The organism is Gimesia sp. (assembly GCF_040219335.1).
In the GTDB taxonomy this organism is placed as follows: domain Bacteria; phylum Planctomycetota; class Planctomycetia; order Planctomycetales; family Planctomycetaceae; genus Gimesia.
Map to the genome: position 1 here is coordinate 265,359 of NZ_JAVJSQ010000004.1, position 22,376 is coordinate 287,734.

A 22,376-nucleotide genomic window follows, 5' to 3' on the forward strand; every position below is an offset into this window, starting at 1 on the left:
TCTCCAGTTACGGAAGCTGGAGCTTCATTCCCGGCATGATGTAATTTGCATTCTTCAGTAGATCACGGTTTTTCTGGTAGATCTGGAACGCAGCGGAACGTTTACCATAAATCCGCAGAGCGATTGACTCCAGTGTATCTCCCTTCTGAATTACATAGGTCTTCGCTTGTTCGCCTTGAGTGCTGCTTTTAGACGCATCCGGTAGACGGTCAAACAGATCTTCTTCAATATCATCCACATTTTCAGGCTGAACTTGAGAAAGTGAATGCCCGGTGCGAGTTCCCTTTTCTGTGGTCCGAGGTGTCAGAGGAGAGCGGGGGACTGGAATGAATTTACGGTAACTGTCAGGAATTGAATTCATCCCCGCTGAATCTTCGAGTTGCTGAACAGCTTTCCCGACATCCTGTGCATCGGGAGTTCCTTTTTCTGTTGACTGAGACAGTGACTCGATCAGCCCTTCAAACTGAACCGAGCCATTCTCTGATTTGAGTTTGGGCTGAGAAACCATCTGCCCCACTGTTCGTTTCCCTGAAACAGCAGAAGTTCCAGTATTAGTTTGCCGAGCTGCTGACTGTGGCTTCATTTCGAAAGTCGGGTAAACGGGAATCCGTAATTTCATCCCTTCACGAATGTCGTTAGGACTACGAAGCTGATCGCGATTGATATTGAATATTTCCCGATATTTCCGGCTAGTTCCCAGGTAGCGAATCGAAATTTCAGACAGAGTTTCGCCCGATCGCACAGTATGAACTCGATACTGCAACGGTTGTCTCTCGCCACTGTTTGCTGGCTCTGGATTTCTCTGAGGCGGATTCACATCCCAGGCATTATTGTGCGCGGGTTTACGCGTTTCGTTCTTGAGAGATTCTGAACCTTGCGTTGAATCAGGAGCCTGCGGTTGTGTGAATGTTTGATTCTTGTTGGGTTCAAATTGATCATCTGAAAGATCTGAACTGGTAAACTGATTCTCAATCGTAACCTCTTCTTCCGGAAGTTCGATCTCTTTCAAAAAATCAGGCATTTCTCCCCAGCGTTCAGCGTTGCCGGTCTTAGCCTGCCCCCCTGGTTTTGTATGAGAAATAGTTGGGACAGAAACTCCTGTTTCTTTGGTGGGCCGAGGCGAGTCCGAATTTCCGGTCAGAGTCTGCTCACTTCCCAATTGAGTTTCCAGTGGGTCCTTAGCCGAGGGCCCCAGATAGGGCGTTCGATCTTTATCAGCGATCTGTTCATCCAGATAGTGGGGGTCATTAAGTTCTGGAATCTCAACTGTGGTATTCTTTTCCTGGCGCAGACAAAATGCGCCAACGAAACCAATTACCAGTAACGCTAAAGCTAAACCGACTTTTTTATCTTGATGCATTAGAACCTCGCCTCGAATAAACGCAGTGTAGTAATGCGTATCGGGCGAAGTTCTTTAAAAGAAAATCAGAAATTGAGCAGATCGGCTCTGCGCAGGAAGATCCTGCTTCCAGTATCACACTTGAGTGGATCATGCTGAAAATACGGAGAACGGTCAGAACAGCCCCATCAGTTGATCAGGCTGTAGTGATTAAATTGACCGGCAAAAAGAGTGTGACTTTGACGTGCCATCTCCTCTTGGGGAAGACTACACCTCTGATCAGGAATGCGACTCCTGTTTGCGTCTCAACCGGCTGAATAGATTCTTATACCTGCCCAGAGCAGGGCCTCGCAGATGGGCAGTTGCAGATGACTCTGATTTTTCTGTTGTGGGGGAATCCAGTCGAACAGAGGTTTTTGATGAAGTTTCAACCTGACCGTCGTGCTGCAAGTCATTGCCCCACGCTGGATAAGCCGAAACGGCTGAGATCTCTTCCGTCTCAGGCTGAACGATATCATATACGTCTGCAGGATCGGTTTCTTCAGGTACCGAATAATTCCGAATCTCATTCAGCGCATTGAGCAGGCCCTTACGAGTTTCCGAGCAGACTTCATAAACCTGGGCAGCCAACAGTTCCTCAAAAGAGCCCTCACCGCGTGAAGCCTCTGCAGCAAGTTCCTGGAACACGTCGGGCTCCAGTTTATTCAGTTCCGCTTCTTCAAATTCCAATTCAGAAGTTTCATTCTGCTCAAGGGGATTTCCCGCGGAAAACTCAACGGTATGTCCAAGATCACTCTCAGATTCTTGAGTTGGCAGCTTCAGCGACTCTATGTCAGATACTCCCTGAGCCTGATGTTGTGGTGCATACTGGAATTGAGGCGCACGCAACTGAAAGACGGATGTCGTGGACTCAAAACTCTGATGTTTTTCACCAAACAGAGACGCAGGATCGAATCCGGCATCGATGGCAGCATATCGATCGACAACATCTACAAAATCGCCGTATGTTTCTGTCACTGCTGAGAGAACCGGGGTTAAATCTGCTTCGGACAACGGTTCCTGATTTTCAACCGGAGAATTAAACTCCAAGTCCATTTCTGTGGTCGTTTCAACAGGCTCCTGAGAAGATACGGCCTCTCTGCCAATCTCGATCGCTTCTAATCCTTCACCAAACGAGAACGGGTCCTCGGTCGAAGCGCTCTCTTCATCGATTGACAGTTCTTCAAATATCTCCGAGGGTTCATCTACAAGTTGATGGAGTCGTTCCTCAATCGACTCGTCAATGTCATGCTCCATTAGAGCATCATCATCAATGAACTGATCCAGCTCTGTGCGTGCTTCTTTTTTGCGCATTTCTTCGAGGGGTGAAGGAACCGGCAGGGGATCATTCCAGTGAAGAGGTAATTGCTGCAAGTCTGCAAAAGCTTCACGGGCAATCGCCTCATCAACTTCTTGAACATCCTGCATATAGGCCAGCATCAGGCTGTGATCGCAGATTTGATTCAGACAGCGGGGCAACCCGTCACTTACGTGAGTAATAAACTTGACTGCTTCGACAGAAAAACAACGTTTGTTCTGAGTTGAAACGCGATTGATGCGGTATTCGATGTATTCTTCAGATTCCTGTCGAGTCATTCGGTCCAGATAGGTCTGGCATCCAATTCTCTGGTTTAACGAAGACAGCGCTGGCTGGATGAGCGTCTCTTCCAGCACCGTCTGTCCGGAAAGCAGTAGTTGTACAGCAGGCTTTCCGTCAAAGGCGATATCTGACAGAACCCGTAATTCTTCCAGAAAGGAAGTACCCAGCAAATGAGCTTCATCGACAATCACCAGTAATGGCTGTCCATGAACCAGAAATGAGGAACGGATTTCTGCGGTCAAAGCCAGCCGTAATTCCTGCTCGCTGATTTTTTCATAACAGTCAGTCAGGCCATACAGCAGAGTCTGCAGTAAAGCCCGGACTGTCGGAAAATTGCAGTGCTCCAGAAACTGAATCTGGAACTGATCCTCAAGTCGATTAATCAACTGCCGGCAAATTGCCGTTTTTCCAGTTCCCGCATCGCCGGTAAGAATCGTAATTCCATTTAAGCTGGAAATCGTTACCTGGATTTCGTCCAGTACATTCTGGTGTTCCGCTGCCTTGAAAAAACATGCAGGGGAGGGTGAAACGCTAAAGGGTCGATCCTTGAACCCAAAGAATGTTTCGTACATTTCCGATTGCCTTCTGGATGATTTTGACTCAAGAAAAGGACACTCAGAACCTGAAGCGCATCCTGACATTACCGGTCCCGCGTCCTATGGAGAATTCATCGAACAGGCCCCCCCCACTTCTTGAACATTACCATTACAATCGGCAGCATCTGAGCAGGGTCACAGCGGCGCATTACCCAAACGCTAGATCTTGACACTCACTGGTATTGAAAATCGGAAATATTCCGATTGTGAAGAATGGGTAATTTTACCTTTTATGTGCCTCAGAGGTTCCCGAAGGACATGCGCCTCAATTCCAATATCCAGCCACTGGAAAACTCTGAGTTGACGACAATTTCACAAGAATGTAAGTTTTTTCCTGGTAATATTTTATGAAAACGTAAGCAATTATACGTAACTCTCTCCTTTTTCTTCCCAGTTTGCTGGAGTAGACTTTATAACATGCTCGAAACAGAGGCCCTTTTCCTTTGTATTCCGGTCTCTGATTTAATTGCAGTTTTAGCGATTTCAGTGTAGCGAAATTCAAAAATACCTGTCATTATTTCCAAGCTCTGAATTGTTTTATTCCTCATCTCAGGAGGCACTCGTAGAATTTCTGATGTCAGAAGCCACACTTTCTTTCTCTGATCCTGATCAGATCCCGGTCCTGCTGGGAACCCATGATTGTCACATCAGACAGATTCAGGATGCACTGGGGGTGAACGTCGTTCATCGAGGCGACGAATTACGAATCATCGGCGATGATTCGCAACTTCAGAAATCACTTCGCATCTTTTCCGAGTTGAAAGCCATCATCGAAAAGACCGGACAGCTCAAAAATGAGCAGGTACAAACAGCTCTGTTTGGTGGAAACCCGAGCAGCAAGCAAGAAAAACAGACCCCGGACTCGACGCCTTCGGCGATTGATCTCTATGAAAAGTCCCGAAAGGTACATCCACGAACTCCAGGGCAGTCTGAATACATTAAGTCAATCCTGGAACACGACCTGGTTTTTTGCACAGGTCCAGCAGGGTGCGGTAAAACTTTCCTGGCGGTCGCGATGGCTATTAACGCCCTCCGCACGGAACAGGTCCGCAAGATCGTGCTGGTACGACCGGCGGTCGAAGCTGGTGAAAAGCTGGGATTCCTTCCGGGCGACATGCTGGCCAAGGTCAATCCATTCTTACGTCCACTCCTGGATGCTCTGGGCAGTCTGCTCGACTATGAGCAGGTCAGTCGTTACATGGAAAATGATATCGTTGAAGTCGTGCCGCTGGCATTTATGCGTGGTCGTACTCTGGACAACACATTTATCATTATGGACGAAGCTCAAAACACTACAGTGACCCAGATGAAAATGTTCCTGACCCGGATGGGAATGGGATCCAAAATTGTGGTCACAGGCGACGTCTCTCAGATCGACTTGCCCCCCGATGTCTCATGTGGCATGACGGATGCCATCAATCGCCTGCGAAACATAAAAGGCGTCGGACTTACCCAGCTAAAGAATGAAGACATTGTGCGTCATCGGCTGGTAGGCGAAATTGTCAAGGCTTACCAGAACGAAGACATCTCCTGATACCGATTCTGACCACGTTTTCTTAACTTAATCTCATCTTTACGAACGACTCAGGTTGCTTCCATGGCTTTTTTTGGTCCTAAAAGATCCCGAACGGCGCTTGCTGCCAGTTTGCGTGATTCTTCCAAATTAAGTTCGAGGCTGCGCGAATTACTGAGCAACCGGGGTACACTATCCCGTCTCAGTGTCTGTCTGCTGACAATCCTGATTCTAATGGTTGCTGTAGAAAGCTGGAAAGCGCCGTTTCCCTACCGACTGGGTATGTACTCCGAACATGGTATTCTTGCCAGTGTTTCGTTTAAGGTAGCTAATCCCATCGAAACCGATCGGGAGCGGACGCAGAAGGAGTCTGAGGTCCCGTATTACTTCATTCAGAACCCCGTCTTGATTGACAACCTTCCTAAACTTCTGAGAGAAGACTTGAAAGCCATCGCCGATGCCAAATCGCTGGATGAACTGAATGGCGATGCCCGTGCTGAACTGGGTTTGACTCCCTCACGTCGACTGGAACAGTTTGTAGATCAGTTCCCGGAGGAATCTGAGCAGACCTTTGCAGAATTGAAGTCACAGGTCTCCAGTCCTGACTCCAACGATACTAAAAAAATCGACGCAATCATTGAGGATTTTACAAAACTCATTGCACCACTCAAGACTTATGGGATTGTCAACGAAAATGATCTGACGAAAAACCAGATTCGCCCCGGTGATAAAATCGAAATCGTTTATAAAAACACGGGAGAACAGAAGAAGGTAACCACCTTTGATATCCGGCTGCCTGACCAGCTCTCTGCAAACAGCGTGATCGGTCGTGAGTGGAGTAAATTCCCCAAACTTGATTCAATGAAGTCGGCGCTGTCTCACTGGATTTATTTCCAAGCTCCGACAACACTGGTTTACGATGCTGCCCGAACCATGGCAGAACGAAAACAGGCGAGAGAGGAAGTTGAAGAGGTCTACGACACTTTCCAGAGGGGGACAGTTCTGGTCGAACCTGGTCAATTGATCGAAGACAATCAGCTGACTCTACTTAGAGCGGAGTACGAAACGAAAGAAAAAGCTGTCCCCTATTACGAACGGGTAGTGCGCGTCAGTTTCATTTTTCTGATGTTTATCGTTTTGGCAGTCTTAAATGGATATCATCTGCTGAGAAATAAGAGGGCTGTTGCCAGAACGGTCAGCAGATTGAGTATTTATCTGAGCGTCATTGTCTTGACCGTGTTTCTGGGGCGGATTCTTTCCTACGATCCCTGGCGTGCAGAAGTACTGCCTCTGGTAGTCACCGTAATGGTCTTCGCGATCGTTTATGATCAAATCATGGCGATCCTGACAGCGTTGTCGTTGTCTTTGATACTTTGTCTTTCCACGGGAAGCTCGCTGGGGCATTTCGTGGTATTGATGAGTATCTCCTCAGTGGCGGTTACTTCGCTGGCAACAGTCTCATCCCGCTCCACTTTAATCAAACTTGGTTTCGGCATGGGGTTAACCTACTTTCTGGTCTACTGGGGAATCAACCTCATCAACAGTCAGGAGCTCTCCAACGGCCTGATTGATCAGCAGGTCCTCTGGGAAAGCCTGCAGGGAGCAGGGTGGTGTCTGGCAGCAGGTTATCTGGTTGCCGGCAGTCTTCCCTTTATTGAATCTCTCTTTGGCGTGGTAACGGATATCAGCCTGCTTGAAATGAGTAATGTTTCGCACCCGCTGCTGCAGGAACTGGTTCGTCGAGCACCAGGTACCTACAACCATTCCATCTCGATGGCTACTATCGGTGAAGCAGCAGCAGACAAAATCGGTGCAAATGGATTACTGGTCCGGGTCGCCGCCTATTACCATGACATCGGCAAGATGCTCAAACCCCAGTACTTCATTGAAAACATGGTCGTTGGGAGTGAAAGTCTACACGACAATCTGGCCCCGGCGATGAGTACCCTGATCATTATCGGCCATGTCAAAGATGGCGTCGACCTCGCTCGTCAACACAATCTACCACAGCCGATAATTGACTTCATCGAACAACACCATGGCACCACACTGGTTGAGTATTTCTTCCGTGAGGCAGAAAAACAAGCCGACCAGAGTCCTGATCATAAAACCGATGCCGAAGAGTCATCCTTCCGCTATCCCGGCCCTAAACCACAGACTCGCGAAGCAGGGGTCATGATGTTAGCCGATGCCGTGGAAAGCGCCAGCCGAACCTTAAGTGATCCAACTCCGAAACGGATTAAATCTCTGGTTCATTCATTAGTCATGAAACGTCTGCTGGATGGGCAGTTTAACGAATGTTCGCTGACATTGAGTGAGATTAATATTGTTGAAGAATCCCTGGTGAAATCTCTGATTGGGATCTATCACGGACGCATCAAGTACCCCGAAGAACGTTCTGCATAATCGAGTAATCAACCACGGAATGAACACAACAGACCAGTATCAGATCGTTATTCAGAACTCTCAAAATCTGCTCGCGATTGATGAGCCCCAACTTCAAGACGCAGTCCGCTACCTGCTGGAAGCAGAGCAGGTAACCCAGGCAGAGATCAGTCTAGCGATTGTGGATAACCTCACAATCAGGGAATTGAATCAGAAATACCTGTCACACGATTATGACACAGACGTGCTCAGTTTTCTGCTGGAGTGCTCCCAGGACGAGAATCTGTACCAATCAGTCATCAGGGGAGCAGGGAAGTCGATTGAAGGTGAAATAATAATCTCGGCAGAGATGGCTATTTCCATGGCCGAACAATACCACTGGTCCGCTGCAGATGAATTTCTACTGTATGTCGTGCACGGATTGTTGCATCTGTGTGGTTACGACGACCTGTCGGAAGATGAATTAAAAGTGATGAGAGCCCGCGAACAGCAGATTTTTGATCACTGGAAATTACAGATTCCTCGCCGTGAAGAGTGAAATATGATCAGAATATTCCCGAGTTACCGATTTATCTCTGAGTTTCCAAAAGGTAAACTCTAACCTGAACTGGCTGAGTTCCAGCTTCAACTTATTCTCCTGATATTTGGTTATTTAATCGACAAATGGTCCCGCTGGTTATTTCCGTACTCATCGCCTTGATCCTGTTTTCAGGGTTACTGGGCTTTTCTCTGAGAGATTTCTCCCGCAGCCGACTGGAAACACTTTGTACTGAGGCGGGAGTCCCAGATCGATTCAGCGAAATTCTACGTTCACATCCCACCGTCCTGCTGGCCGCTGATATCTGTTTTCTGACAGGTGTCATTCTCCTCTCAATTATCCTGACGCGACTGTATATACACATACCGGCCGAATTCAATTCACTGGTTGTCACCGCCCAGTTTGCGGCTGAGTTGCTGCTAGGTCTTTTGACTGCCATTCTGGTTATGTTAACCCTCCCCTGGACTCTGTCCCGCATTGCGGGAGAACAGTTCCTGCAGCGTTCCTGGCCACTGGTACGCTGGATCCCCGTTTTCCTGAGCCCAATCACGTGGCTGTCCTGGAAAATCGATGAATTCTCACACCGTCTGGCAGGGAAAGAAGAGAACAAGAACGGGCGTGAGGCAAACATCAGTGAAGAAATCCTCTCGGTAGTGGAAGAAGGAGCCCGCGGAGGCATTCTGGAGTCGGAAGCTGGCAAAATGATCCAGCGTGTGATGGAACTGCAGGATGAGGACGTCGGAGCTATTATGACCCAGCGAATGGATATGGAATACATTTCCGTAACTGCAACGCTGGATGAAGCTCTGCTCAAATTTATCGATGTAGGTCATTCCCGGATCCCTGTAATTGGAGAATCTACAGACGACATCGTCGGCATTCTCTATGCCCGGGAACTTCTTAAACATTACTCCAAAGAAAATCAGAACCTGAACTCAGCAGACCAGCTTACAATCAAGGATCTGATGTTTACCCCCTTCTATATACCGGAAACGACCGGAATCGATTCACTGCTGGAAACCATGCAGAAAGAGCATGTTCACATGGCGATTGTCATCGACGAATACGGCGGTGTCGCCGGTCTGGTTACCATGGAAGATGTTCTCGAAGAAATCGTGGGAGATATCGTCGACGAATTTGACGAAGAAGAGGAGCAGATGATTTTTGAACTGGGTGAAAACCTGGTGGAAGTCGATGCTCGCGTCCACATTGATGACCTGAATGAACAGTATGATTACGGGCTGCCTGAAGGCAAAGACTTCGATACGATCGGAGGATTCGTAATCACCCAGTTCGGTAAAGTCCCACTACCGGGAGAAACCATGACCTGGCAGCAGTTGCGTATTGAGGTCATTGAGTCGGACGAACGCAGAATCAGTAAACTACGCATCGAGCTTGACCCCTCTCTGATGGAAGAAATCGACGCTGACGTCTAGTTATGTACTTACCAGCGCTCCACCGGCCCACCAGGCACGGGGATATGCATATCAGGTAATGTGCCTGTCCGCGACCCGGAAGCGGGCCCTTGCGACGCAATATTGCGGATCGCCTGATCGAAGTCTGCCAGTGTCTGGGCACACTGGAATTCATGCCGCAAAGCCGGTTTGACGCGCATCGATTTCAAATACCAGTGCCCCATTTTGCGAAACATGGAAATCGCCCGATTCTCGGTGGTCATCTCCAATAGATAGCGAAACTGCCTTAAGAGGAGTTCAAGCCGCTCATCAAAATTACCCGGGGGATCACAGTCTCCTGTCTGCTCCCATTGTACAAGCTGCCGGAATATCCATGGGTTTGCCAGTGCACCGCGACCAATTGATACCCCCGCACATCCTGTAGTCTTCAGCATGAAATCCGCATCCGCAATCGAGGTGACATCACCATTGCCGATTACGGGAATGGACTCTACTGCTTCTACGACTTGCCGGATGCCGTCATGATTCACAGTTCCCTTAAACCCCTGCTCGCGGGTACGACCATGGATGGCAACTGCCACGATTCCCACCTGCTCGAACTCCCGGGCAAAGAAGGGGGCTGATAAATCAGAATCATCCCAACCGAGTCGCATCTTGACTGTGACGGGAATTTTGACAGCATCTACTACAGTCTGCACCAGTGAGACTGTGTCACTGGGGCGACACATCATACTGGCCCCAGCGCCCCCCTTGACGATCCGGTTCACGGGACAGCCCATATTGATATCAATTGAATCGACCCCGCGGGACTCAAGTAACTGTGCTGCATCCCGCATGTATTCTGGTTTACTGCCGAAGATTTGGACTGCAAAAGGGGAGTCCTCTGGACAGGTCTGAATCAGTTGGAGTGTTTTCTCACTTCCTTCCAGCAGGCCCCGCGCATTCACCAGATCGGTGGTTGCCAGCCCAACACCACCCAGTTCTCTAACAATCCGTCGAAAAGGTAAGTTTGTATAGCCCGCTAATGGAGAAAGCAGATATCGCGACTCAAGCTTCAGCGTCCCATAACAGACGGCAGGACGAGACACGGGCATAGGGGGTAAAGTTTGATTCATGATCATTCAAATTGAAAATATGACAGTGCTTATATTCTGAGTTTTATTTTAGCAGGGGATCAGACAACTGAAAATACTGACCAAATCAAGCTCTTACTCGCTTAAAAAGACAGCAGATTCTTTCAAATTAACGATGTCAAAATAGGGGAAATAACAAAATATTTCTTATTGAAGTCACCCTACCGATTATGCCGATAAAGTCGATATAGCTTTATTCTAACCTCCACCGCGGGAAATGATCTGGTGCTGACTCGTATTTTGGCAATATTGATTGGTTTGTCGAGCCTGACAGGGTGCGTGATCATGCGGACCACTGTGACCAATCCAAATCCGAGACTCAAAACCGTTGCTGTGGTTCCTTTTTTTAATTTGAGCCAGGAGCCAGAAGTCGACGGGCGCCGCTTTGCCCTCGCCTATTATTCAGAACTACAGAAGGTCCCGGGGTTCCAGGTCTTGCCCGTCGGTGTTGCAGAAGTGGCGATGGTAGAACATCAGCTGCAGATGAATAATCCGGATGACGTGCTCAAGCTGGCTAAAGTTCTTGACGTTGATGCCGTTGTGATCGGTGCAGTCACTGATTACTCCCCCTATTATCCTCCTCGAATTGGATTGCAGGTCTCCTGGTACTCGCCTCATGCCCAGGAATTTACTCCCGGAGTCCCACTGCTGGTCGAAGAGCGTCATGAGAAAAAATCGGTCCTGAACCAGGTGTTTAAATTAGATCGGATTGTGAATCATGAAGCCAAAAAAGAAGTTCGATATTCAAATCATCTGGAACGGAAACAGACCCGTCAGGAGATGAAAGCGATATTCAAATCATATAAGGAATCCGCATCGGCTGAATGTCCACCTGAATTCCAGATACCTGAGCCTGCTTCCGAACCAGTTTTCAGAGGTCAATCAGAGGAGCCACTCGCTGCCTGGCCCCATGCTCAAAACCAGAAGCAGGTGATACAAGCCTCTACTCAATCGAATCAGGGCGTTGATTCAACCTCCCCCTTTGGTCAGCTTCCATTGAAAGCTAAACCTGCTGTGAACTCGCCAGAAGTTCAAAAATCAATGGATGCACCTTCTCCCTCCTCACATAACCTTCCCGAAACAAATTCTACTGCAATTCCTTCATACACGAAGCAGTTTGGTGAATTTTGCCCTCCCACCACTACGACAGAAATCGGCGTCTGCGATCCTCGCCAGCCATTTATGTCTTATACACGGCTGTTTGACGGTTCTGATGCCGCTCTGGTTGCCAACCTACGTGATTACCTGGAAGTCAGCGGAGACCGCCGCAGTGGAGGCTGGGAAGCTTACCTGCATCGGAGTGAGGACTTTATACGGTTTACAGCACATTTAATGATTGTAGAGATGTTAACACTGCATGGTGGTCAGGCTGAGCACCAGATGATCTTCAAGGTCAGAAAATATCGATAACCCCACCTCTTAACCGCCGATATTAATTAGCGCGGTTGCTTGAGCACTTCCAACCAATCCTGTCTCTGACGTTAGTGCTCTGACGAATAAAAAGGACTGCTACTGTGAAACAACAAATGAACGTCGTTGCTTTGGTAAAAGATTCAGAACGCTATGTTTTTCTGTATGACGATGCCAGTTCTTCCCAGATGCTTCAGACTCTGGGACAATACGCAGCAGATAAAGAGTTGAGCTTCACCTGGTATGATGCGGCAGTCATGAGTCAGAAAGTCAGAAAACTCAGACGGGAAGCTGAACAGGAACAGCAGTCTGGCAGATTACGCAAAACTGCGTGAGAGCGGTGCTGACAGCGATTCTTTCAGACTCTGAAATCCATTTCATTCATTCAGCCAGACTAGCGATCACATGATATCCTCTGAGCATGTCAGGCCAGTTGAGCTGCACGATGCGATTGATAGTTTCCTCAGGTACCTGGAGATCGAGCGAAATGCTTCTGAACTGACATTGAAATCGTATTCAGAGGACCTGGGAAGCCTGCTGGAATACCTGACCGAGTACGAAGAAACGCTGCTGTCACCCGACCAGATCGGAATCAGCGAATTACGACGTTACGTAGCGTACTTACACGAGTGTCAGTACGAAAAGACTACGATTGCCAGACGTCTGGCGTGCCTGCGGAGTTTTTTTCGTTACTGTTGCCGTGAAGGATTCACTCAAACGAATCCAGCTAAGCCGCTACGGACTCCGAGAACCGGGAGAAAACTACCTCATTTTTTGACAACAGATCAGATTGGCGCGCTACTGGAGGCACCACCTGCCAATCAGAAAATGGGCTTAAGGGACAGGGCCATTCTGGAAACCCTATATTCAGCGGGGCTGCGTGTTTCCGAACTGGTGGCACTGAATGTAAGTGACTGGGATCAGGATACAAATATCATCCGAGTGCTTGGAAAAGGCCGCAAGGAGCGGATTGCTCCTATCGGCAGTTATGCCGCGAAAGCACTCCAGCGCTGGACAGCAGAACGTGAAGGCAAGCCACAATCTCATCCTGATGCGGATGCCCTTTTTCTGAACCGGCTAAAAACGCGACTGACATCACGTAGTGTAGGGCGGATGCTGGAGAAATATTTACTGCAGACGGGTCTGGATAAAAAGACCAGCCCACACACACTGCGGCACAGTTTCGCCACACACCTGTTGGATGGAGGCGCCGATTTGCGAAGTGTTCAGGAAATGCTGGGGCACAAAAGTCTGACAACCACACAGATCTATACTCACGTCAGCACTGCCCGCCTGCTTGAGACCTATGAAAAAGCCCACCCGCATGCTCAAAAGCAATATAAGAAACGCTAAGCTGAACAATTTAGTTGGCTGTTCGGGTCCAAAGAATCAGGCACCATTTTAATCGACCTGATATATCTGAGGCGTCCCTGATTCCAGACTACAGCGAGCAAGTTGAACCAGCCGGATTGCCTGGCATACATCTCTGATATTCGCTACAGGAATAATCCCGCCCACAGCTCTGCGACAAAAGTGATCCAACATGACTTCCAGTTCCTGGCGATCACTTTTTAGTGATTCCGTCATCGTCTCTGTGTCATTTTCCCAATGGATCTCATCTGGTGAATGAAATTCTGCGTGACCATTCCGGCAATGAACCTGATGTCGGGGATAAAGTGAATCAGTCGACTGCTGATGTTGTTTAATATCAATTAGTGCAAAACGCTCGGCAGCAGTGACCGGATCTGGTAGAAATTCGATTTTAATTCTCCAGTGATCCTCTGACTGAATACTTGAGTCTGAATGGAAACTGGAATGAACTTTAACCGGCTTGGTACGCATGACGTAACAACACCAGTCGATTAATCCAACCAGAAAATCAGTTTCGTTTTTCTGACCCGGAATCTCCACCTGTTGATCAGCTGCAGGCCGACAGGTTTGCAGATGGATCGAAACCGGCTTACCAAGCCGTGTGACAACCAGTTCAAAAAAACGACTTGTGGCCTGGGAATAACGGCGGCTGAATTCCGGCATTAATGTCACCAGTTGATCGGTTGCCCGCTCATGAATTTCTCCCAGGAGATTCAGGTCTTCTCCCAGACTGCCGGCAATATACACGGGGCGATGCTGCTGACTGAGCACCTTCAGTGGATAGTGATTCATCCATTCTGAATTTAACAGCAGGAAAGCGTCAACGGGATAACGGGTGGTCAATGCCCCAATCCCTGAGGCGACCGCTGCATTCCATTGAGTTGAAACCTGTTCCGCTCGACTGCGCACCGGATCATAGACGGCTTTGATCTGGATTCTTTGATCCATCATCCGCAGGACAGGTTCATAGCGCTGCTCCCAATATGGGCCGAGCCCTATTATTCCAATTCTGACCATACCGGGAACATTACAATTTGGGAAACAGGATGAAACAGATTACATTCTCCAGATAGAACCTGATCAGAAAGTCAGAAACTACTACCCAGAGATCCAAGTGCAGAAACAGATATGATATTCATTAAATATGTATAGAATCAAGACTGTATGAGCCTCTCGCCAACGATACCCTGAATCAGTGAGCGACATTTAATCAAGTAGGCCGAAAATTCATAAATACATTTACCAGGATGACGATAAAAGATCACGCAATCAGCCCCTTGACGTGACAGAGAGTCTCTAATGAGATTGACTTCAGGCAAAGTCAGTCAAATGCTGTTTTCCAGATCTCAATGAACTCAGCAGCCAACACCGGAAAATCGAATTTCCCGCTCGCATCGTGTCTGTCGCGAAACATTCCCATCTGCCTGCAAAATCTTAAAAAGACAGCAAATAATTTGATAGTCAGGAGTTCAAACAAATTTTGGGTGTATGTTTTTTAGCTGAATTACGTAGAATTACGATAAGAGATCATTCCAAATCCAGTATCAATCAGTCCCTTTGGCCTGTCAAAAGGACTGATTCAGAGAGGTGAAGCCAGTTATGGGTGATACAACCGATAAACCATCCGATCTCCAGAAGCAGAGTTCACTTAGTGTCAGCGAAGAAATCGAATTACAGGGCCATATCATCGATAGTCTGCTCCTGCCCAAGATTCTGGATGAAATTACGGTTTTGGGTGGCGATTTCTCGATTGATGAAATTTCAATTGGTCATTCCCGATCTGACAGCAGTCGGGCCCAGATCAAAGTCACTGCCCCCGATGAAGAAACACTGCAGTCAATCCTCACTCAGATTGCCCAACATGGGGCAGTTCCCCTGGAACAGCATGACTGTCTTCTGGCACAGGCTGACATGGGTGGTGCGTTTCCGGAAGGGTTCTATTGCACAACCAATCAGAAAACCGAGATCCGTGTTGATGGAAACTGGATTCCGGTATCGCTCCAGGAAATGGACTGTGGCATCGTGGTGAGTAAAGATCATAAATCAGCTCACTGCCTGCCGATGGCCGATGTTCAGGAGGGTGAACTGGTCGTGCTGGGTACCCGGGGCACACGTGTCTTTCCCATAGATCGAGGTGCACCGGAAGTTGCCGGTTTTTCATTCATGAACAGTACTGTCTCTAGTGAGAAACCCAAGGGCGTTACCGTCCGTGAAATCGCCGCCGAGATGCGACGCGCAAAGCAGGGAGCGGGAAAGATACTGGTTGTCGCTGGTCCTGCGGTTGTACATACCGGGAGTAGAGCCTATTTCAGCGAATTAATCAGGGAAGGGTATGTCAATCTGCTGTTCGCGGGAAACGCTCTGGCCACCCACGACATCGAAGAATCGTTTTATGGGACCAGCCTGGGAATCTCGATGGAACATGGTGGATCCAGTGAAGAAGGCCACGAACACCATTTACGATCAATCAACCGGATTCGTCGTCTGGGTAGTATTCAGATTGCAGTCGAGCAGGGAGTCTTAACATCAGGGATCATGTATGAATGCGTGAAGAATCAGGTCCCTTTCCTGCTGGCGGGGAGTATTCGTGACGATGGTCCTTTACCCGATGTCATCACTGATACGGTCGATGCGCAGCGAAAAATGCGTGAACTGGTAGAAGGAGTCTCTTTCTGTCTGATGATCGCCACCACTCTGCATTCGATCGCTGTCGGAAATCTATTACCGGCCAGTGTCAGAGTGGTCTGTGTGGATATTAACCCGGCCACTGTCACGAAACTGGCAGATCGCGGCACGTTTCAGACAGTCGGGCTGGTTACTGATGTGGAACCTTTTCTCAGAGTGCTGCTCGATGAAATCAATAAATCATCGTAAGGATTTTGTTGGCCGGATCGCCTTGTTATACTATAAGAAAATAGCCTTTATTTGCCTCTAATTTAGCCTGTTTCCCCCGAAAGGGCATTCTGCATGCAGGAATCGACTCAAAAGAAATATCACGTTGCTGACTTCGCTCAGATCGAAGGGACCGCTTGCCCTTGTGGAACTGCCCGCCGCGCATTTGCTGATGTGGATGAGTTTCCCGGAACCCTGCACGTTACCGAGATCTCAGAAACAGCTGAGCTGCACTATCATCGCAAACTGACAGAGACGTACTACTTCCTGGAGTGTGGTGAAGATGCGCAAATGCAACTCGATGACGAAATCATCCCAGTACACGCCGGAATGTCTATCGTAATACCTCCCGGGGTCCGTCATCGCGCTATCGGCACCATGAAAATCATCAACATCGTTTTTCCGAAGTTTGACCCTGCTGATGAATGGCTCGATTGAACCACTTTCTCAAAATACGATCAGCAGTTAAAAAGAGGCGACGGTCCTTTATGTATTCACCGTCGTTTCACTGCAATAAGGGCAGGACTCTCCGTAGATAATTTTCCCACAATTCGTACATTCGTGTGCACCGTAGGATGGCTTATCGGGTGTCACCCAGCGCTGGTAAGCCAGAAACACGAATACGGCTGTGACGAAGATAGCAAACAGAATTGCCAAACCACCGGTACCGTAAGAAAAGAAGATTCCCAGATCGATCACGATTCCGCAGACTAGAAAGACGATCGCATCCCGGAGACGCTCCCTGCGATTATCCGGGGAATCGACAATTACCTGCTCCTGGTACTGCAGAATCTGATACAGCAATTGATCACGTTCTTTCTGGAGTTGCTGTGCTTCTTTCCTCGCACCAGCGGCGGACAGCAAACGGGCAGCGGTATCCAGAATGCGGAGTGTGTCGTCAGTGTTAATCTGGGTCTGATGAGCCCAGCGGTTTCGATACTCTCTCAGTTCGCCCACAAAGCTGCGTTCCAGAGGAGTGAAACGGTTACGAAAGACGCTGTTCCAGTGATCCCATAAAATCAGGAGTGTTGAGTGCGCGTCCCAGCGGATTGCGTCACCTTCAGGCTGTGAAGTCAGGGGAGAGTTGCGGAAACTCTCTTTCGCACGGTCAATCCAGTTGTCCCGGTAAACCGCTTTCATTTCCTGCTCAATGACGGGATAGAGTCCTGTCCCCAGTAACTCCAGAGTCAGTTTGATGCGCTCATTATCACCTGCCACGCAATTCCCCTCTTCCGCCTCACAGAATATTTCCCTAAAGTCATGCCCCCGAATCCTTTCTTAAGCGTCCTGATACCAGAACAATACTTCCTTTTTTTAGGGAACAGGTCAAGCACGCAACCGGCAGATTCAACGAAAGCAGGGGATTTCTTTGTCCACTAATCTGGTAGAAACGATTTAGCAGGCCTTTGCGGTGAATAATCGCAAATTAGATTCAGGCAATCAATTCATCCACAACACAACCGTGTACATCCGTCAATCTGAAATCGCGACCTGCAAAGCGGTAGGTCAGACGCTCATGATCAAATCCGAGTAGCTTCAAGAGTGTCGCATGCAGGTCATGCACATGCACCTTATTCTCAACAGCAGCAAATCCGAATTCATCGGTCGCCCCGTAGGCTTGCCCACCTTTGACTCCACCTCCAGCCAGCCAGACGGTGAATCCATGGTTATTGTGGTCACGACCATTCATTTTGCCAGCGTTGGCTCCGGGTGTAGGGAGTTCCACAACCGGGGTCCGTCCAAATTCACCACCACAAACGACGATCGTATCCTGCAGTAATCCACGCTGCTTCAGGTCTTTGAGCAATGCTGCAATTCCCTGAGAACACTCGCCGGCCAGACGACGGTGATTCTTCTCAATTTCATCGTGATTGTCCCAGGGCTGACCGGCACCATGCCAAAGTTGTACGTAGCGGACACCACGTTCCACCAGCCGACGAGCGATCATCAACTGACGAGCATGCACACCGGAGCCGTACATCTCATGAATGTGCTGTGGTTCCTGACTAATATCAAATACATCCGAAGCCTGCATCTGCATACGATAAGCCAGCTCAAAAGACTGAATCCGGGACTCCAGGGCGGACTCTTGAGCCCGTGCTTCCTGATGACGACGGTTCAATGCCTGCAATAGATCAAGTTGTCGGCGCTGCTCGGGCAGGGACTGCTTCTTATTTCTGATATTGCTGATCAGCTTCTCAATATCAGTATGTTTGGTATCAATGTGCGTTCCCTGATATGCTCCCGGCAGAAAAGCAGAACGCCAGTTAGCGGATTCCGTAATGGGATATCCCCCTGGGCACATCACGACGAAACCGGGGAGATTCTGGTTTTCGGTCCCCAGACCATAAGTCACCCAGGCTCCCATACTCGGGCGTGGCTGAATCAGGTCGCCACAATTCATCATCATCAAAGAAGGCTCATGGTTCGGCACGTTGGTATACATCGAACGCACGAAGGCGATATCGTCGACACAGTCTCCCAGTTCGGAGAACAGCTCGCTGACTTCCAGGCCACTCTCGCCGTACTTTTTAAATTTAAACGGTGAGGGCAGGGCGGCCCCGGTTTTCCGTTCTGTCCGCAGGTTTTCTGTCGGCAGCATCTTCCCAGTGTACTTCGCCAGCGCAGGCTTGGGGTCGAATGTATCGACTTGAGAGGCCCCACCATTCAGGAAGATATGAATAACGTGCTTGGCTTTACCCGGAAAATGAGAGGTTTTCGGTGCCATTGGCGATTCTGTATCGACCCCAGAAGCTCCCTCAGCAGAATTCAACATTCCTTCAGAAGCCATCAGTGAGGCGAGTCCGAGCGAGCCCAGACCGGTACCGCACCGCTGCAACATCTGTCGCCGTGTTAAAATCGGATCAATATTGAAATGTGGGTTAGTATCAGCCATGAGTTCAGGCTCCCCATTCTATTCGAATCTTTTGAAAAAAGACTTAGTCTACAAACATGAATTCATTTGAAGTGCAAAGCACCTGGGCATATTTTTCCCAACCACTCATTCGGGCAGGAGCTTTAACCTGATCCCTATGGTGTTCCAGAAACTGTCGCCCTAATTCAATTTCTTCCAATGCAGGCTTTCGTGCCAGCACCCGCTGGTAGAGCTGTGTAATCGCAGCCTCAATGCCTTTGTCGGCAGCCACCTTTTCGAGGTCGAGATCCTTGACCAGTAAAGCCGACTGTTCCAGTAAAAGCGGACTGTTCATCGCAAACAATGCCTGCTGTGGTACTGTCGTGTAAGGCCGTTCTGCGGTACTGGATTCTACGTTGGCAAAATCAAACGTCCGAAATACGTTGGGCAAATTATTTCGGTCGATAAAACCGTATACCGTTCGTCGGGGTTCCGTCGGTATCTGATCGATCTGGAAACTCCGCCCCCCTCGATCATCCGACAGCTGTCCGGAGACAAACAGGATGGAGTCCCGCATTGCCTCAAAACTCAGTCGTCGAGGAACATGTTTCCATAACAGACGGTTGTCGGCATCAACCAGAATGGCATCTGGATTATCTTGTGCTCCCTGCTTATAAGTCGCAGACAACATGATCAGTTTATGGAGTTTTTTTACGGACCAGCCCTCTTCCACGAAGCGGGACGCCAGATAATCTAAAAGCTCCGGATGTGTCGGCGGATCGCTGCGGACACCAAAATCACTGGGGGTACGAACCAGTCCTTCCCCGAAGTGATGCATCCAGACCCGGTTCACGAAGACCCGCGCTGTGAGAGGGTTATCAGCCGAGGCGATTGCCTGAGCCAGTTCCAGTCGCCCACTGCCTTTCGCGAATGGCTTCCGATCTTCGCCTGCCAGAATCCGGAAAAACTGTCGTGGCACCTTATCACCACGACGGCCCGGATTCCCACGCAAATGTACAAATGAAGTAACCGGCTGGTCTTTATCGTACATCACCATCGCCCGCGGTGGTGCTCCCGGAGAGGTGACATCCAATGTGGCCAGCTCTTTTTCCAGCTGACGAATGCGATTTCGCTGCGCCCGATTGAACATGCTCTGAGCTACTTCATCAGTGCTGGCAGTGGGGGTTTCAGGGTGATATAAAATCTGACGCAGTTCTTCAGCAGCCGGATCATCCAGCTTCTCAGGTGCGGCAGCTTTTGCTTTGGCAGCGTCAGCAACAGCTTTCAACCAGGCCTGTTCAACTTCTTTAAAAACGCTCCCATAGACGCGACAGACATCGTAAATCGATTCCGGTGGGTTATTTTTGAGAGCATGGATCACCAGGCGATTGATACGTTTATTCGGATCAGTTTCAGCTTCTACTTTTGACAGTTTTTCAATGATTTCAGCAGACTGTCTGGCAAAATCACCTTTCTGTTTTTTCAGAGCAGCAAATTCCGTCCAGGGAGCAAATACTGACCGATAGTCCTTGGATTTTCTCCCCAGAAAAGCACGCCAGAGGTCCACATACCGCCGATGAGGTGCTTCTTTAGCATACTGAGGTTTTTCATCTCCCTGGGCCAGGTTCTGTTTTTCAGCAACCGCCTGTAGTACCTCGCCGACGGACAGACGGGCTTGTGCGCGGAATTTGTCTGCTTCCGCATGTACATAATCGTCTACTTTTTTCTGGCGTTTGGCCCGCTCTTCCTGATATTTCTCATAAGCCTTCTCTGACTTGGGCTTGCCGATCAAAGGCAAATCTTTTTCTTCAGGCTCATAACTGCTGACAAACACGCTGTAGAGCGAGTAGTAATCTTTAATCGGCACAGGATCGAATTTATGGTCATGACAGCGGGCACAGGATGCGGTCAGTCCGAGCAGTCCTCGTGAAACCAGATCGATCCGGTCATCTGTAATATCGTGGATGTTTCCTCGGTAACGGCGTCCAACGGTTAAGAACCCTAAAGCCGCCAGAGAACGATCATCACCTTTGCGATCCAACTGGTCTGCAGCCAGCTGTTCGAGAATGAACTGATTAAAAGGAAGGTCTTCATTAAACGCCCGAATCACATAATCGCGATATGTGTAGCTGTAAGGATAACGTCGCTCTGATGTAAAGACATACCCTTTGGTATCGGCGTAGCGGGCCACATCAAGCCAGTGCCGCCCCCAACGTTCTCCATACTCAGGAGAAGCCAGCAGGCGATCAATTAGCTTTTCATAAGCCTGTGGATCTTTATCATTGACGAATGCTTCGACTTCTGCATAGGTAGGAGGCAATCCTGTGAGATCAAGACAGGCACGTCGAATCAATTGTCGCTGGTCGGCTGGCGGAGAGAGCGACAGTCCCTTTTCTTCCAGTCTGGCGAGTACAAAATGGTCTACCGGTGATACTGCCGACTGATCATTTTTGACCGGTGGTACAGACGGCTTGGACACAGGCTGAAACGCCCAGTGACTGCTGGATAAGGTTTCATAATCATAGGCACCATTGCCGGGAACTGCTTTCGCATCTTTTTCCGAGTAGGGCCAGGGGGTCCCCATTTTGACCCATCGGGTCAAAGCTGCAATTTCCTGGGGAGGCATTTTTCCTTCGGGAGGCATCTGACTGTCATCGTCATGATATTGAATCACCTGAATCAGACGACTTTTCTGAGGATCCCCGGGAACAACCGCAGCACCGGTGTCGCTCCCCTTCATCATCCAGGCATGTGAGTCCAGACGCAAACTGGCTTCCTGTTTTTTGGAACCGTGACAGGCATAGCACCGCTTGACCAGAACAGGACGAATTTCTTTCTCAAAAAACTCAACCTGTTGCGCCGGGATTTTTTTGTTATTCGCAGCGTTCACTTCAACAGAAGCTGTACAGCTCAGATAGACACAAGCAGCCAGATAGAAAGCTTTGGGAATCAGATGAGACTTCACAGTGGGAGAACTGCAAATCGGAAGTCGCTTCATTTCTAAGCTCTTTCTCAGTAAAACGCGGTGGGAACAATCAGGAGGGAGGGGACCGCCACAGATGGTAAGCCTGACGAGTCCTGCTGCAGGTATTTTACACTGCCAGAAACGCAATGTGTAGTCTCTTTTTTGCGTTTAAGGCTTGTGAATCTTAGAGTTAGTTCAATTCTAATTCACGCGTATTCTTAACATTGTTGTGTAAATGGGCAGTAGCGCCATGTTTAATTAGTCCCGTGAATGTATTACAGTAGGACTATCGTCAATATCGACTGGTTCAAAGGTCGATTCCATAG

General features: G+C 48.9%; 16 protein-coding genes. 9 read left to right on the forward strand and 7 right to left on the reverse strand.

Annotated features, from left to right (window positions below; translation table 11 throughout):
* Positions 1-7: 7 nt before the first annotated feature.
* Entirely contained in the window at positions 8-1,360 is a 1,353-nt protein-coding gene (locus RID21_RS02120; RefSeq protein ID WP_350186960.1) for a LysM peptidoglycan-binding domain-containing protein, read from the reverse strand.
* A gap of 258 nt (positions 1,361-1,618) precedes the next feature.
* A complete protein-coding gene (locus RID21_RS02125; RefSeq protein WP_350186961.1) occupies positions 1,619-3,550 on the reverse strand; it encodes an ExeA family protein in 1,932 nt (643 codons plus the stop codon).
* A 598-nt stretch (positions 3,551-4,148) separates the two neighbouring features.
* Here RID21_RS02125 and RID21_RS02130 point away from each other — a divergent pair.
* From RID21_RS02130 to RID21_RS02145, 4 genes are all read left to right on the forward strand, one after another.
* Entirely contained in the window at positions 4,149-5,108 is a 960-nt protein-coding gene (locus RID21_RS02130; RefSeq protein ID WP_350186962.1) for a PhoH family protein, read from the forward strand.
* Between the two features lie 213 nt (positions 5,109-5,321).
* Positions 5,322-7,493, forward strand: a complete 2,172-nt coding sequence (locus tag RID21_RS02135; protein ID WP_350186963.1) for an HD family phosphohydrolase — start codon at positions 5,322-5,324, stop codon at positions 7,491-7,493.
* Between the two features lie 19 nt (positions 7,494-7,512).
* Entirely contained in the window at positions 7,513-8,010 is a 498-nt protein-coding gene (gene ybeY / locus RID21_RS02140; protein WP_350186964.1) for an rRNA maturation RNase YbeY, read from the forward strand.
* A 125-nt stretch (positions 8,011-8,135) separates the two neighbouring features.
* A complete protein-coding gene (locus RID21_RS02145; RefSeq protein WP_350186965.1) occupies positions 8,136-9,446 on the forward strand; it encodes a hemolysin family protein in 1,311 nt (436 codons plus the stop codon).
* An 8-nt stretch (positions 9,447-9,454) separates the two neighbouring features.
* Here the strand turns inward: RID21_RS02145 and dusB are convergent, their stop codons facing one another.
* Complete coding sequence (gene dusB / locus RID21_RS02150; protein WP_350186966.1) at positions 9,455-10,540, reverse strand: tRNA dihydrouridine synthase DusB; 1,086 nt, start codon at positions 10,538-10,540, stop codon at positions 9,455-9,457.
* 303 nt (positions 10,541-10,843) lie between these two features.
* Here dusB and RID21_RS02155 point away from each other — a divergent pair, with 303 nt between their 5' ends.
* The 3 genes from RID21_RS02155 to xerC all read left to right on the forward strand — a co-directional run bounded on the left by RID21_RS02155 (position 10,844) and on the right by xerC (position 13,321).
* Positions 10,844-11,968: a hypothetical protein gene (locus tag RID21_RS02155; RefSeq protein ID WP_350186967.1), complete on the forward strand. Its 1,125-nt coding sequence runs from the start codon at positions 10,844-10,846 to the stop codon at positions 11,966-11,968.
* A 104-nt stretch (positions 11,969-12,072) separates the two neighbouring features.
* Entirely contained in the window at positions 12,073-12,303 is a 231-nt protein-coding gene (locus RID21_RS02160) for a hypothetical protein (RefSeq protein WP_350186968.1), read from the forward strand.
* 103 nt (positions 12,304-12,406) lie between these two features.
* A complete protein-coding gene (gene xerC, locus RID21_RS02165; RefSeq protein ID WP_350187288.1) occupies positions 12,407-13,321 on the forward strand; it encodes a tyrosine recombinase XerC in 915 nt (304 codons plus the stop codon).
* A gap of 48 nt (positions 13,322-13,369) precedes the next feature.
* On the opposite strand, the gene RID21_RS02170 is transcribed toward xerC, so the two are convergent.
* Positions 13,370-14,290: a Gfo/Idh/MocA family oxidoreductase gene (locus tag RID21_RS02170; protein ID WP_350186969.1), complete on the reverse strand. Its 921-nt coding sequence runs from the start codon at positions 14,288-14,290 to the stop codon at positions 13,370-13,372.
* A 648-nt stretch (positions 14,291-14,938) separates the two neighbouring features.
* Here RID21_RS02170 and RID21_RS02175 point away from each other — a divergent pair.
* Positions 14,939-16,213: an ornithine cyclodeaminase, nickel-pincer nucleotide-dependent gene (locus tag RID21_RS02175; protein WP_350186970.1), complete on the forward strand. Its 1,275-nt coding sequence runs from the start codon at positions 14,939-14,941 to the stop codon at positions 16,211-16,213.
* A 93-nt stretch (positions 16,214-16,306) separates the two neighbouring features.
* Entirely contained in the window at positions 16,307-16,669 is a 363-nt protein-coding gene (locus RID21_RS02180; RefSeq protein WP_145039980.1) for a cupin domain-containing protein, read from the forward strand.
* A 48-nt stretch (positions 16,670-16,717) separates the two neighbouring features.
* Here the strand turns inward: RID21_RS02180 and RID21_RS02185 are convergent, their stop codons facing one another.
* The 3 genes from RID21_RS02185 to RID21_RS02195 form a co-directional block, all read right to left on the reverse strand.
* The gene (locus tag RID21_RS02185) at positions 16,718-17,449 is read right to left on the reverse strand and encodes a Swt1 family HEPN domain-containing protein (protein WP_350186971.1); all 732 of its coding nucleotides are present in this window, start codon (positions 17,447-17,449) and stop codon (positions 16,718-16,720) included.
* 214 nt (positions 17,450-17,663) lie between these two features.
* Complete coding sequence (locus RID21_RS02190; RefSeq protein WP_350186972.1) at positions 17,664-19,127, reverse strand: DUF1501 domain-containing protein; 1,464 nt, start codon at positions 19,125-19,127, stop codon at positions 17,664-17,666.
* A gap of 43 nt (positions 19,128-19,170) precedes the next feature.
* Positions 19,171-22,083 (reverse strand): DUF1553 domain-containing protein, encoded by a 2,913-nt coding sequence (locus RID21_RS02195; protein WP_350186973.1) that lies wholly within the window; start codon positions 22,081-22,083, stop codon positions 19,171-19,173.
* Positions 22,084-22,376: the final 293 nt, after the last annotated feature.